This is a genomic window from Paenibacillus mobilis (assembly GCF_058267595.1).
Map to the genome: position 1 here is coordinate 230,360 of NZ_JBZCMS010000007.1, position 14,209 is coordinate 244,568.

Consider the following 14,209-nt stretch of genomic DNA (forward strand, 5'->3'; position numbering starts at 1 on the left):
CCGGACCGGTCGCCTTAATCGGCGAGCGGTCTTTTTTTGTTGTCCGGATAATTTCCAATCATTCAATTTCATATTTTTGCTAAAAAAATGGGACTTTGCCTCCGATAAAAGATAAGAGTCCTTATTGCTTATTGGACGGGCTTCCTAAACAAACTGTGTGACAAGGACAAATATCATTTGGACAAGGAGAGATGAAGGCATGCAGCGCTTTAAGAAACCGTTGGTCTGGCTGAGCCTGTTGGCACTGATCGTCGGTTTGATCCCAGTTGGTGCAACTCCGGCGGCCCATGCGGCAGGAACGACTACTTACTTTACTCCCGAGGACCGGGACATTTTGAAGACAGCAAACTTTGAGCTTGGGGAAATCGGAAACGATGCCTCGCTTAGAAACAAAGTCAAAGTGACGAATAATCCAACCATTTCTATAAGTGGAACTTACTCCAAGGTATCCGGAAGTAGCCTCAGCGCTCAAATTGATTTGCTTTCCTGGGATGCTGCAAACAATACCTGGGTTGCTGATGGAGTAAGCTCAGTACCGGGAACCGTGCTGGCAGACAGTAACAATGCCAACCGGTTTAATGCCTCTAATCTGACGTTATTCCCCGGTCTGAACCGTATCACCTTCAAAGGCACATTCGGAAGTGTGCAGGCTGCGGAAACTTTTTACGTGCTTTATGATAAAATCCCTTATTTCGCCAAGCTTTCTATAGCCGGCAGCGGTTTTCTTAACGATATTAGTCTTAATGAGGGCACTCGCGCTGTGGTTAAGAATCCGCAGATTTATTTAACGGGGGAAGTCTATAACACAACCAAAGCTACCGTTTCCGTGAACGGCGGATCGCCTCTCTCGACGGACATTTTTAGTAATCAGCTGACGACGCCACCGCTCAGACTTACGGCAGGATTAAATAAACTGAGCATTACCTTCACCAACGGTTCCGATTCAATTCAGATCACCCGGGACGTTTATTATTTTACAGATAAGGATCCGTTTGTGGACCTTCACATTTTGGATAATAATAATAACGGGAAGGCCTATGATGCGCTTAACAGCAGCCCTAATTTGAAAGAGGGCACAGTGGTCAATGACCTGGTTGTCCAAATGTTGCTTCCTTATTCGGCAAGTACACAAAGCTTTATGGCGGACCATTCCGTAACGGTCGATGGTACTGAAATGCCCATTACGTTATTGTCTCCAAATCTTTACAATGCTGCTCAGGACTTCGTGACTCCTCCTTCCACAGCAGGAGCTGAAGAGGTGATTATTGAGGATGCTACCGGGCCTGCGTACCGTTTGGTGACTTTCAAAATAGCCGGTGCGGCTTTCCAGCCAGATCCTGCTTCAACAACAACGCCACCAGCTAATAAACCTCTACAAAGCCCGAAGATTGTAGTTAATTATGGTACTAAGAGCGTAGATGCAACTACAGGTTTGAAAACGTGGAACTACACGGCTACCAAAACGCCGTCATATAAACTGTCAAATAAGACGACGATCAAGAGTATAAAGTATCTACCGGATTACGTCCCGGCGGATGCGGGGAATGTTGACAATATCAATCAGCTTCCACTGAATGGCGCAACTGTAGGAAAGAGTACGTTTTACATCATGGTTGCGACGGACGGTGCTGTTGCTGTCAACACGTTGGCGGGTAAATATCTGCCTTTAGGCACAAAGGGTGTGGAATTCGCGAAAGACGCTGCGGGTAATCCTCTGCCTCCGGTGCAAGCCAAGACAGGCACGACGGGTGACCTGATTCCTAATACTTATATTTATCAAGTAACTAATTTTGCCGTAGGAGAGCAAAAGGTTGAATTTGCCTATACGGATTCCTTGCCGTTCGATGTGACGATCTCTTATTCGTCTATTAGCGGGATTCTGGTCGATAATCTGACGGATGGACAAAGCTACACTTATAATTCGAGCGAGTCTACGTCTACTACGCCTACCCAAATTTTGATTACCGGCGAATATTATGGCTTTGATACCAGTACGCCTGAAGCGATTCAGGACATCAATGCGGAATACTTTGTCAACGGAATAAACATCGAGAAGGATACTAAACCGCCGACGGGAGGGTATGGTTCAGACATCGAACTGAACGGTCCCGATTCAGATACCGGTACGGTATTCCCAAGATTTAAATTGTCCCTTAATATTTCTCCGGAAGGTCCTTTTGTTGCCGGAGAGAATACGATTGAGTTCAGAGGACAATACCGGGATGCGGCCGGCAATCTTGTCCCTGTATCTAAAAAGCTGCGCATTTATATCATTGATGAAAATGTAGCCAGCGTCACGCAGTTCCACCCGGGTAAAGTTCCGGCGGTGGGATCCGATCGGATTCTGTTCCCTTCGTATGATGACTTTACGGCTACTCCTCGTTCAGCAGCTGTGGATCAACAAATTGGACAGATCCTGCAGATGCCGACGGAGTTCACTTTCAAGGACGATAAATACACGACCAGTGAACAAAACTATGATCTGATTCTTCGCGGAAGCGGGGCGACGAAAGTCAATTTAATGTCCGGAACGGAAACGATCTTTTCGGTAAATTTCAATGTTCCTGATACTAATGGAAACATGTTGCCTGACCTGGGTTCAGTTGGCACGTATCCTAAAACGAGCGCTCCAAAATACAATTATGAAATAGTAGGCAATAGCAAGGATTTCATGATCCGGCTAAGCAATTTCGAAACGGTTGATCCAACGGATAACAGCGTACAAGTAGCGGGTGATCTTAGCTTTGCCGGTGACAGTACAGGTTCTCATGTTTACAATTTGGAGCTGATTAACCCGACTGGTGCACGTACCACCCAACGTCTTGAAATTGACCGCGAATTGCCGCCATACCGTTTGTTGTCCCCAGTACCTACTGTGGGCGACCAGTATGTAGTGAACAAAAACTTTGTCCGTTTTGATGTTGAAGCGGAAGGCGCGACTAGCGTTGTCATTGGCAAAGATGAAGCTGTACGTAGTACCGATCCCGACAAGCAGGATCGCTTTACCTTGGACTATGTCGGCTTGAAGCCGGATAAGCAAAACGCGATCAAGATTCAAATTGTTCGCGTGAGCGGAACGATCAACGATACGATCAACGTGTATTATACGGGCCAGGTCGGCATTGACACGCAGTTTATGGCCGAGAAACCGGCAACGAAATATGCAGTGTTCAATAAACAGTTATCATTGTCCTTCCCTAAAGGAACGATTATGGAGTCTGCTAATCAGGATAGCAACCAGGTAACTAAATTTTATCCGGATACCAAGCTGTTGTTCGGGATTGCCGATCCGAAGGATGGCGTAGTTGAACGCCGCAACGATTATGGCGTTTATATCGATAAGAATACAGAGATCAACAATAACAACAATTTGCTGGATTCCTATAAGAGCAACTTTACGGCAACCGACCAAACCTTTAACTTCACGCGGGTTTCGAATATTTACTGGATCAGCGGCGGGGTTGGGGAGCTTGGCAATAAAGGACAGCCGGGTTACAAGCCGGCCACAAATGGTTTGCCTCCATATTCAACAGAAGGTATCTTTACGGCGTTTGAGCCTGAACGTACGGTTGTTCCTTCACAACGGGGCACTCTGACCATCGGATTCGACTCAAATGTCGTGGATGATGCGGGAACAACGATTACGGTCTTCAAATATACCGATGTCGGCGGGATCGGCAAATGGGCGCGTGTTCCAGCCGAGGTGGATACCAAGGCCCATACAGCTACTGTTCCATTTGACGAGTTTGGTTACTATGCTGTTTACAAACTGAACCGCAGCTTTACGGATATCACCAACCATCCTTGGGCCAGAAATATCTTGAATGCTTTGTATGCCAAAGGCATTATGGATTATCTGAGAGCGGATGCGTTTGGGGCCGATGACCAGACCACACGCGGCGAATTTGCTACCTTGCTGGTGAAAGGACTTAACCTGCCGATTAACGTAAACCAAGATGATCAAAGTTTCTTCGACGTTCCTTTTGGATCGAAGACGGTGACTTGGGACTTCGAACATTTGGAAACGGCAGCAAGAGCCGGGATTATCACCGGCATGTCGGAAGGCTTCTTCTCGCCGAACATGCCGATTACCCGTCAGGATGCGGCCGTTATGATTGCCAGAGCGCTCCAACTCAAGCTTCCGCTGAACGACGACAAGCTGAAAGCGAACCTGGCCAAATCGTTCGTAGACTCCGGCAACATTAATTTCTATGCACAGCCGGCCGTTCAGGCCGTTGCAGCGGCCAAAATCATGACGGGCAGCCCAATTACGCTGCCTGGCGCGAAGAAACCTTCATTCAACTTCAACCCGACCAGCAACATGACTCGGGCGGAAGCCGGTAAGGTCGCGGTAGAGCTGCTTAAGAAGAGCACAAGCTTGTTCCCCAAGAACTTTAGTTAATATCAGCTAGTGCAAAAGATGTTTTTGAAAAATGGGAGGGGCTTTCGGCCAAGCGGCTGGGAGCCTTTTTCATGGGAAAGCTATAATTACCAATTACATCTTTTTGTAATTTAATAGAATTTAGGATACAATAACTGAAGGACAGACATTTTTTGCAAAAGGGTGAAGGGGTATATGAAACCGATTTTATCGAAACCGCAGCTGAACTATACGAAAGCTAAGACGAAATTTGAGGATAGAGCGAAAGTTTTGGAGAAGAAAATCGAAGAAACACAAAAGCTGCAGGAAATTACGGAAGAGGTTATGGAAGGTCTCGTGCTGGAAACAGGATTTCATGAAGCTTATGTGGCCCTGACTGAAGCGGAAAACGAGCTGATCGAGTGGTCCCGCGTTACGATGAAACACGAGAAAGAGTATAAGGATAACAAAAACGCCATCGATAATTTCTATTCCAATGTAAGTACAAATCCGGAGCTGCGTTCGCAGCTGATCAATTTGGCTATGAAGGTAAGATAATTCAGCGACTATATAATAGTAGAAACAGTTTGAAGTTCGTTAAAGACATCCTGACACAGGATGTCTTTTTCTCGTTTCAGCTGCATAAAATTAGGTTATTGTATTGGGAAATGTTGCTTGATGACTGGGAGAATAAGGGGTGATATACTGAGTTCCGTAAGCAGCCATAACTGCTAAAATGTTGAAGAAAAGGCGAGCGGTAACAGTGGTTAAAAAAAAGTAATTTTTTTTAAAAACAGCCGCAACTTTTTCGAAACTACAGCGTTTAAGATGTAGAGCATTACGCAAGAGCGACCTAATTAGACATGGAAAACTGTACCTAATGGGGAAACTTGTCTATCTATTAGAAAATTTAGCTTTACGGCTAAAGTCGCACATTGTATAATGTGATAGGTAGTATTAGGAAACTACTCTATTTCTATCTGTGGAAATGTTTACAAGTTTCTGTGACGAACTCACAGACATCATTCATATGAAATCGCTCAACTCGGGAAAGGGGGTGCACGGCTAATGAGTAACACGAGCTATTCATCTAAAGAAAACTCTTATAACATGAAAGTTATTCAAGGAGGAGAAAAAAAGGTTATGAAGAAAATTTTATCCGTAGCTCTGTCTACAGCAATGGCATTCTCCATGTTTGCTTCTGTAGCATTCGCTGCTGACGCAGCAACAACTCCAGATCAAAAATTCGACGCTCTGAAAACAGCGGGCATCGTTAACGGTTTGCCAGATGGTTTGGCTCACCTGGAAAAAACTTTGACTCGCGCTGAGCTTGCAAAGATCATCACTAAATCCCTGGGGCTGAAAGAAGTAACAGGCGTATATTCTTACAAAGACAACAACTATGGTCCTAACCACTGGGCAGCTCCATTCATCGAAGCTGTAACAAGTGCTAAGATCATGCAAGGTTCCACAGTTAACGGCAAACAATTCTTCAACCCTAACGGCAACGTAACGGCTCAAGAATTGGCAATCGTTCTGACTCGCGCTTTGAAACTTGAAGTTCCTACAACTGACATTACTAACAATGCTGCTGTATGGGCTCAAGGCGAAGTTCAAGCTGCGATCAACGCTGGCTACCTGGACGCTAACACTACTTGGACTGCAAACGCAACTCGTTCCCAAGCGATCGTAGCTGCTTATGCGGTTTGGGAACAATCCCAAATCCCTACTGTAGCTTCCTACAAAGTAGTTGACGCTAGCAATGTTGAATTCACTTTGTCCACTGGTGAAGTTGTTAAAGTGAAACTTGACAAAGCTTTGGAAGCTAACGTTGAAACTCCAGTTGAGTTCAAAGACGCTGCTGGTCAAACAATCGCTACTAAAGTTACTTATGTTGTAACTGACGCTACTAAAGTTTCTAGCGTAGCAGCAAGTAACTTGAAAGAAATTACAGTATCTTTCGATGGTAATGTTGATAAAGATACTGCTGAAGATGTTTCCAACTACTCTTTGAGATCTGGCAAACAAATCAACACTGCTGTGCTTAGTGATGATGAGAAAACTGTTACGTTGACATTGAAAGACAACTATGCTCTTAACAACAACAAAGTTGACGCTTTAACAGTTTCCGGAATTAAAGCTGGTTCCAAAACTGTAAGTGCTTCTGCTGTTGAATTTACAACAGTTGACAACACTCTTCCAACTGTTGATTCGGTTGAATCTTTGGGGACAAAAGCCGTTAAAGTAGTATTTAGCGAACCGGTCAATGGGTTGGCTCAATCTAACTTTACTCTTGATGGAAAAACGTTTTATGGTAAATTAACTGTTGGTGCTAATGGACGTTCTGCTATTCTGACTCCATATTCCAGTGGTGCTCTTGCAGTGGGAGATCATTCTTTGGTTGTTAACGGGGTTAAAGATTTTGCTGGTTTTGTAGCTTTGAGCAAATCCTTTGACTTTACTGTAGCAGAAGATACTACTGCACCAACTATTACTGATGCTACTGCAACTTTGGAAAGTGTAACATTGACTTTCTCTGAAACAGTGGATCAAGATACAGTATCTGCCTCTAATGTTTACTGGTTGTCTGGAACTACCAAAAAAGTGGCTGGTTCTTATGTGAAATTGGCGGATGACAAGTACAAATTTGTATTTGGTGCTGGCGCTAACTCTTTGCCAACGGGTGCAGTTTCCATTAATGTAACTGGTGTTAAAGACTATTCTGGAAACGCAATTGCTACTGGAACAACAGTAACGGTTACTCCGACGATTGACCAAACTCGTCCTGAAGTAACTAAAGTTGTTGCTGTGGATTCCCGTACAATTAATGTTACTTTTAGCAAAGCTTTGGAACCTACTAGCGTTTCTTCTTCTAGCAACTACACTGTAACTGATAAAGATGCTAAAAACATCTCTGTTAAGAGTGCTAAGTTGCTTAGTGATGATGCCAATACTATTCAAATTACTTTATATTCTGATCTTTCCGCTGGCACTAATACAATTGCTATTCGCAATGTTAAGGATGCTACAAAACTTCAAAATACAATGTTGGATTATAGCGGTACAGTAACACTTGGGGATACTAATCCTCCTACGATTACTTCTCGAGTTGTTAGTGTTAAGGATCATCGTGTAGTTATTGGATTCAGCGAAGCGATGGATGTTGAATCTCTGACTAACTACTCTAACTACTTTGTAATTGTTGATAATAAAACAGTGCCATTGAATTCTTCGTTGGCAAGCTTTGATGTGTTGCAAGATGGCAAAACAGTAGCGATTACTTTTGCTGAATCTTACAACGGCAAAACTGTCTCCTTTACAAATCCTACTAGCACTACTGTAGCTAATGTATCCAAATTGACAGTTTTGGCACTCAAAGATGTAGCCGGTAACTTGTTGAAGGATTACAGTGACCCAGCCAACCCAGCTGATCCTACTAACGTAATTGATCTGAGTGATGAGGCTAACCAAGGTACTACTGTGGTTGCGTATGATACTACTTCTAGTAACCCTACAGCAGTAGCTAAACTGATCGACAATAAAACTGTTCAGCTTAGATTCTCTGCTCCAATTGTGTCTCAAAACGGTGCCTTCTCCGCAGGTGCTACAGTGCTTCCAAGCGACCATGTTGATGTCGATGGTTCCGCTTATGTAACACTTCACTTCGACAATAGCATTGGTACTGATGCTGCTGGTTTGAACGTAACTATTGATTACGCAAAATTGGTAACTGCCGCTGGTGATGCTGTTGCTGCTGATGGTGCAAAAACAGCAATTGTCAAAGCAGATGTAATTGATGCTGTAGCACCTGAACTTGTTTCTTCAGAGCCTTACACAGTAGGAACTGATGCTGATGGTAATGCTACTATTACACTTCAGTATTCCGAAGCTCTTACAGTACCTGCAGTTTGGGGAGCTAGCGACTTTACAGTAGTTCGTGACTCAGACAGCACTAAGCTTGATCCTTCTAGTGACTACACAGCAGTTCTAGGCGCTGATGGCAAATCGGTTGTTATCACACTGAAGGATTCCGCTGACAGAAATGACGGAACTACGTATAAAGTTTCTGTAGACTCCACAAAAGCGAAGTATATTACTGATGGTGGTGGCAACACACTTCCAGATTCTGAAGGGTTTTCCGGAATTGTGAAAGTGGATATTGATGCTCCTACTACTGCAGTAGCTCATGATGAAACTGTAGCTGGTGCAAACGATGGTACAATTACCGGAGTGACAAATGCGATGGAATACAAACTTTCCACTGCTACTGAATGGACTCCAATTACAGGTACTGTTGTAGAAGATTTGACTCCTGGAGATTACCAGGTTCGTTATGCTGCAACAGCAACTAATAATGCAAGCCCAGTACAAACAGTTACTGTTGCTGCCGCTGAGTAATCTAGGGATAATCTTCCTTTAATATTCAGCTAGTTTTAAGGCGATTTTCACAAAATTGATGTTAAGATAAAGTATAACCTTATAGTCTAATGACTATAAGGTTATACTTTTTTCATTTATGGGAATATTTAAAGAAACATTCTCCCCTGCCAAACGTTAAATACTATATCAAAGATTAGGAGGTCATAGCTTTGAAAAAGATTCAAATCACGGCAACAGCGCTAGGAATGACTCTTTTAGTTGGCGCTTCTCTCCCTGCGATGGCGGCAACAACTAGTACGCAGACATCCAAGACATCGACGGCAAAGTCCTCAACAGTTGTACATACGATAAACAATCTCCCCTCTGTCAAACTTACTTCCAAGAGCTACATAAGATTAACCGATATCAACACTCTTTCTCAGGACGACTCCAATTTAATCACTTATACCTTGACGGTAACGAATGGGGATACCAAAAGTCTAAGTCTGCTTGACTACTGGACTAAGGTGAAAACTGTCAGCGGCACTTCTTATAGTCCGACTTTAATTACGGCGGATAAAGAGAAGAAAACTGTTGCACCCGGTTCTTCGGTGACTTTAACTTATTACGTTCAAGTGGCCAAGCATATTACACCTTCCAGCTTGATTTTTGATATTGTAAAGTGGGATTTTAGTCAGCCGAACTATGAAAGCAAGCTGGGGCAATTTAAGATTCCGGCCGGTTATTTGTTGTCCACTCCTGCGGCTTACTCCAAGACTATCCGGATCAATGAGGCGCCTGTAAAATTAAAAGTAAACAATTTGACTTCCTTTCTTTCCGGGAATTATAACTATGTTGGTGTGGATCTGAATGTCCAAAATATCGGCTATAAATTATTAGAAGATCCGAAACTGAAATTTGTAATTAAAACGGCCAGCGGATCCAATTACCCGCTTACTGCTGATACATCCAGTACGGGTTACACGATTCAACCGCAGGATAACCAAACCTTAAAATTGATGGCTTCTATCCCTAAATCCGTTTCCCTTAAAAATTTGGAGCTGCAAGTCATCCAGGATGACGAAACGGCTAAAACAAGTCTGCCGATTGCAACTATGCAGCTTTCGTCCGTCAAAAATGAGACCATTGCTGTTAAACCTTATACGGAGAAAGCCATCGCTTTAACTAACGGGAAGCTGGCTGCCAGCGTAACCGGGGCTTGGGTAAATCAAAGTTATGGAAAAAGCGATTTGTCTATTCAGTTCCTGCTCCGCAATTCAGGTTCTCAAACGGTTACGATTCCTAAATACGGATTTGAACTCCATACTTCAAACGGGTATACTCTTCCGATTTCTACTACGGCCTTGGACAGTTTAACGCTTGCTCCGCAAGAGAGCCGAAGCATTAAACTGAACATTAACTTGGATTCTGCACTAGTTACGGATGGACTTCAACTGTTTGTAAATGCACCTCAGGTTTCCTCAAGCGATGTGGGAGGAAGTGGTGGTTCAGGCGGCACATCAACTTCTACTGCCTCTTTTAATTATCCAGTTGGTATTTTCCAATTGCCGGAGGCGACACAATTGCAAAATACGCTCGGAACCGAGCAGGTTATGCAAACCAATAGCGGTCTTGTTGGTGTAACCCTGTCTTCTATCGAACGTCTTCCTTGGAGCGATGGAGACCTGGTAAGCGCCAAAATCACTGTTTCAAACCGTGCCGGCAAAACGATTACGCTTCCTGATTTGACCGGACAGTTTACCGTGGATTCTGCCCAGCTTTCAAGTGATGTCAAACTGGTGAGCACCGCGGCTTCTGGTTTGCTTGGGGCTAATCAAAGCACAAACTTCTATGTGGTTAGCAAACTTCCTTCCAGTCTTGACGTGACTCAGCTCCAGATTGCGCTAATGGAAAAAATCGGAGAAAGCTCATCCGAGTGGTTCCGCTTCACCCATTTAGGCGAAATGCCGGAGCTGCCTGCCATTGATAAAGGCGACAGCTATAAGATCGATAATCAAGGCCGTGAAGAAGAAGTGAAGGAAATAAGATCAACCGTCTATACAGGTTCTTATAACGATATTATGTACACTGAGCTCGAGGTCAAAAACCTGGAGAATCATCAGCTGGACCTTTCTCAACTGGTAGGTTATTTTGAAACCAGCTCCGGACAAACCTATCAAGCCCAAGCTGTACAGGTAGATACTCCTGCACCCTCCCAGCAAAGCGGATTGGTTGTGCTTTGGACCAAGCTGCCAAAAGGTATTTTTACACAGGATATGAAGCTTGTAGTAGGGGAAGGCATTGCGGATAACAAATTGACCCCACTCAAAGGAGAGTCAACTGGTTACATTAATGCTGCCGAAATGGCTTTGAACGTGATCAAGCCTGGAACCAATTCAACGCTTACTGGAATGGCTATCAATCCATATGCTTTAAGCATTACAGATGTAGCCGCGACATTAACCGGGTCTCAAAATGTTCAGGTTGAATTCACTTACAATATGAGTAAGAGCAACGCTTACGTGATGGGCGAATTTGGCCATAAGTATGTACTCGAAATTAAGGATAACCTCGGCCAAGTATTCGAGAAGGAGTTAACTCCGGAAACGGACTTGAAGGTCGGTTCCGGAAACACCTTTAGCTTCAGCAACAGCAATTCCATTTATGAAGGAATTAAAGGCGGCAGCTTTACGGTAACGGTTTATGATGAATTCCAAGACGCTAGAATTCCGCTTGCTAGTCAAGGATACTATTACCTCTATAACGGAAATAATAATTAATCAGGTCTATTGCAGGGTTGTAACTCTTCCAAAAACCCCCTATCATTAAACTATCAAAACGTGAAATGATAGATTGATGTAATCAGGAGGATTTATGAACAGAATTTGGAAAGTTACGGCTGCAGTAGTATTGATCGGCGGAGGCCTGTGGGCCGGTTCGCTTCTGAATAGAAATGCGGAAGGTGCAGGAACGAGTTCCCAGCCGGGGACGGCAGATGATCCTGTGGTAACAAAGAGTTACGTGGACCAGCAGATTCAGGCGGCTTTGAACGGGAAATCAGCTTCTAATCCGTCATCGCCGTCCACACCATCTTCTCCTGCTTCGGGAAGCGGATCAGGTTCATCTACTGACAGTGATGCTGTTGAAGTAGTTACCGTTAAACCGGGTGAGAAGCTGATCGCGAAAGCCGGCGCAGAGTTTATTGTCCGTGTAGGTAAAGCCGCCATTTACAGCACCGACTCTAACGGAGTGGCCGACCTGACGGACGGAACGGATATTATGGATGGCAAGCCGGTAGGCAACAACCATTTGCTTTCTTTTCCGAGAGACGGAAGAGGAATTATGGTGCAGGATGGCGTGACCAGCAGCTTGACCGTTATGGTTAGAGGCGGCTATACGATTACGAAATAAGCTTTCAAGAATATAAGCATCAAAACAAAATGAACACCTTCAGGTATGTTTTTCCCTGTTTAACAATGATTCATACGTGTATGTCTAAAGCCAGGCGGCATAATACACGTACGGGGAACAAATATCATCTGGAGGTGTTTTTTATGGCGAGAAGTAATAATAATCGTAAGCTTATTCCGGAGTCTAAAGATGCGATTAAACAAATGAAGTATGAAATTGCGGCCGAGTTTGGTTTGCCTGTAGGATATGGCGCGGGCAGCGGTTTTGGGGATACAGAATTTGCCGGAGAACTTGGTGCTGCTGGAGAAGGTTCTTCCCAATCCAGTTACTGGGGACATCTGACTTCGCGTGAGAATGGTTCTGTAGGCGGCGAAATCACCAAACGTCTGGTGGCGATGGCGGAGAAAAGATCGCTTTTATAACTTTTTTAATCAGAATCTTTAATAAAATAGGGCTCGTGATCTCGGCGAGTTTCGTCAAAACCGGCTTTTTTTCCGCAGGCTGTTGATTGACAGTTGAGTTTTTAAATAAGATAATAATCATAAGGCTTGTATAACAACCTTTTCCATTCGGAAAAGGTTCATTTTTTGTGTAGGATGGTCAGGCAGCAGCCATACTATCCTTAATGGGAGGTTGAACATTTATGTCCATAAAAGGTCGACACCTTTTTACTTCCGAGTCTGTAACTGAAGGACACCCGGATAAAATTTGTGACCAAATCTCTGATGCCGTTCTTGACGCTTTTTTGGAGAATGACCCGAATGCCCGTGTTGCTTGTGAAGTTTCCGTAGCGACAGGTCTTGTTCTCGTTATTGGCGAAATCAGTACCAAATCAGAGTATGTAGATATTCCATCCATCGTGCGCAACACGATTAAGGAGATCGGCTATACGCGGGCCAAATACGGCTTTGACTCCAATACATGCGCTGTGCTGACGTCTTTGAACGAGCAATCGGCAGATATTGCCCAAGGCGTGAATGCAGCTCTTGAAGACCGTGATCCTGCCAAGGTTGCTGAAGAGACAGCCAATATCGGCGCGGGCGACCAAGGGTTGATGTTTGGTTTTGCTACTAATGAAACTCCTGAACTTATGCCTCTTCCTATTGCTTTATCCCATCGTATTGCACGCCGTTTGTCGGAAGTGCGTAAAGACGGTACATTGGAATACTTACGTCCAGACGGAAAAACGCAAGTGACTATCGAATATGTAGACGGAGTTCCTAAACGTGTAGATACTGTTGTGGTTTCTACTCAGCATTCGGAAGACGTTACTTTGGAGCAAATCCAATCGGATATTAAAAAACATGTCATCCTTCCTGTTGTACCAGCGGAATTGCTGGATGGGGAGACTAAATATTTCATTAATCCTACCGGCCGCTTTGTCATCGGCGGACCGCAGGGGGATGCCGGTCTGACAGGCCGCAAAATTATCGTAGATACTTACGGCGGTTATGCCCGCCATGGCGGCGGTGCCTTCTCTGGTAAGGATCCTACGAAAGTGGACCGTTCCGCAGCTTATGCTGCGCGTTATGTAGCCAAAAACCTGGTTGCAGCAGGACTCGCTGACAAAGTGGAGATTCAACTGGCCTACGCGATTGGCGTGGCTAATCCTGTATCCATTAACGTAGATACTTACGGCACAGGTAAAGTGCCTGAAGAGAAGCTGGTAGAGCTGGTTCGTAAAAACTTCGACCTGCGTCCAGCCGGTATTATCTCGATGCTGGATCTGCGTCGTCCGATTTACCGCCAAACGGCGGCTTACGGTCATTTCGGCCGTACGGATCTGGATTTGCCTTGGGAACGCGTGGACAAGGCGGAGCTGTTGAAGGAGCAGGCGGGACTGTAATTTTCATTCGATCCTAGCAACTAAATTCAAAAGTATTCTTAAAAACAGATATTCCAACGGGAATATCTGTTTTTCTTTTTCGCTGCGCCTTAAACGGTCCATGTCTAAAGTTTTTGATCTTCTTAACCGAAAAAAAGGATAAGTATGGATTTTTTTAAGAGGATCTAAAGGAAATGATGAAGAGTCTGCGTAGTAGAAGAATTGGCAGGCTTTGGGGGCTTGGACGGGACTGT

7 protein-coding genes are annotated in these 14,209 nt (G+C 44.3%); all 7 read left to right on the plus strand.

Translation table 11 applies throughout. From position 1 onward, the window contains the following. Positions 1-199: 199 nt before the first annotated feature. Positions 200-4,402, plus strand: coding sequence for an S-layer homology domain-containing protein (locus AC3ZPD_RS14985; RefSeq protein ID WP_490985080.1), 4,203 nt, complete (start codon positions 200-202; stop codon positions 4,400-4,402). Between the two features lie 174 nt (positions 4,403-4,576). Further along, complete coding sequence (locus tag AC3ZPD_RS14990; RefSeq protein WP_490985081.1) at positions 4,577-4,918, plus strand: hypothetical protein; 342 nt, start codon at positions 4,577-4,579, stop codon at positions 4,916-4,918. Positions 4,919-5,428: 510 nt separating this feature from the next. Next, positions 5,429-8,758 (plus strand): Ig-like domain-containing domain, encoded by a 3,330-nt coding sequence (locus AC3ZPD_RS14995; protein ID WP_490985082.1) that lies wholly within the window; start codon positions 5,429-5,431, stop codon positions 8,756-8,758. Between the two features lie 191 nt (positions 8,759-8,949). Further along, a complete protein-coding gene (locus tag AC3ZPD_RS15000; protein WP_490985083.1) occupies positions 8,950-11,499 on the plus strand; it encodes a hypothetical protein in 2,550 nt (849 codons plus the stop codon). Positions 11,500-11,593: 94 nt separating this feature from the next. Continuing rightward, the gene (locus AC3ZPD_RS15005) at positions 11,594-12,130 is read left to right on the plus strand and encodes a hypothetical protein (RefSeq protein WP_490985084.1); all 537 of its coding nucleotides are present in this window, start codon (positions 11,594-11,596) and stop codon (positions 12,128-12,130) included. A 143-nt stretch (positions 12,131-12,273) separates the two neighbouring features. Next, on the plus strand, positions 12,274-12,552 hold the full coding sequence (locus AC3ZPD_RS15010) for an alpha/beta-type small acid-soluble spore protein (protein WP_490985085.1): 279 nt from the start codon (positions 12,274-12,276) through the stop codon (positions 12,550-12,552). A 221-nt stretch (positions 12,553-12,773) separates the two neighbouring features. Further along, positions 12,774-13,976, plus strand: coding sequence for a methionine adenosyltransferase (gene metK, locus AC3ZPD_RS15015; RefSeq protein WP_490985086.1), 1,203 nt, complete (start codon positions 12,774-12,776; stop codon positions 13,974-13,976). Positions 13,977-14,209 lie beyond the last annotated feature (233 nt).

What these genes read in the sequence shown, in the direction of transcription:
- AC3ZPD_RS14985 (WP_490985080.1), top strand. Translation starts at nt 200, where the DNA reads ATGCAGCGCTTTAAGAAACCGTTGGTCTGGCTGAGCCTGTTGGCACTG.
- AC3ZPD_RS14990 (WP_490985081.1), top strand. Translation starts at nt 4,577, where the DNA reads ATGAAACCGATTTTATCGAAACCGCAGCTGAACTATACGAAAGCTAAG.
- AC3ZPD_RS14995 (WP_490985082.1), top strand. Translation starts at nt 5,429, where the DNA reads ATGAGTAACACGAGCTATTCATCTAAAGAAAACTCTTATAACATGAAA.
- AC3ZPD_RS15005 (WP_490985084.1), top strand. Translation starts at nt 11,594, where the DNA reads ATGAACAGAATTTGGAAAGTTACGGCTGCAGTAGTATTGATCGGCGGA.
- AC3ZPD_RS15010 (WP_490985085.1), top strand. Translation starts at nt 12,274, where the DNA reads ATGGCGAGAAGTAATAATAATCGTAAGCTTATTCCGGAGTCTAAAGAT.
- metK (WP_490985086.1), top strand. Translation starts at nt 12,774, where the DNA reads ATGTCCATAAAAGGTCGACACCTTTTTACTTCCGAGTCTGTAACTGAA.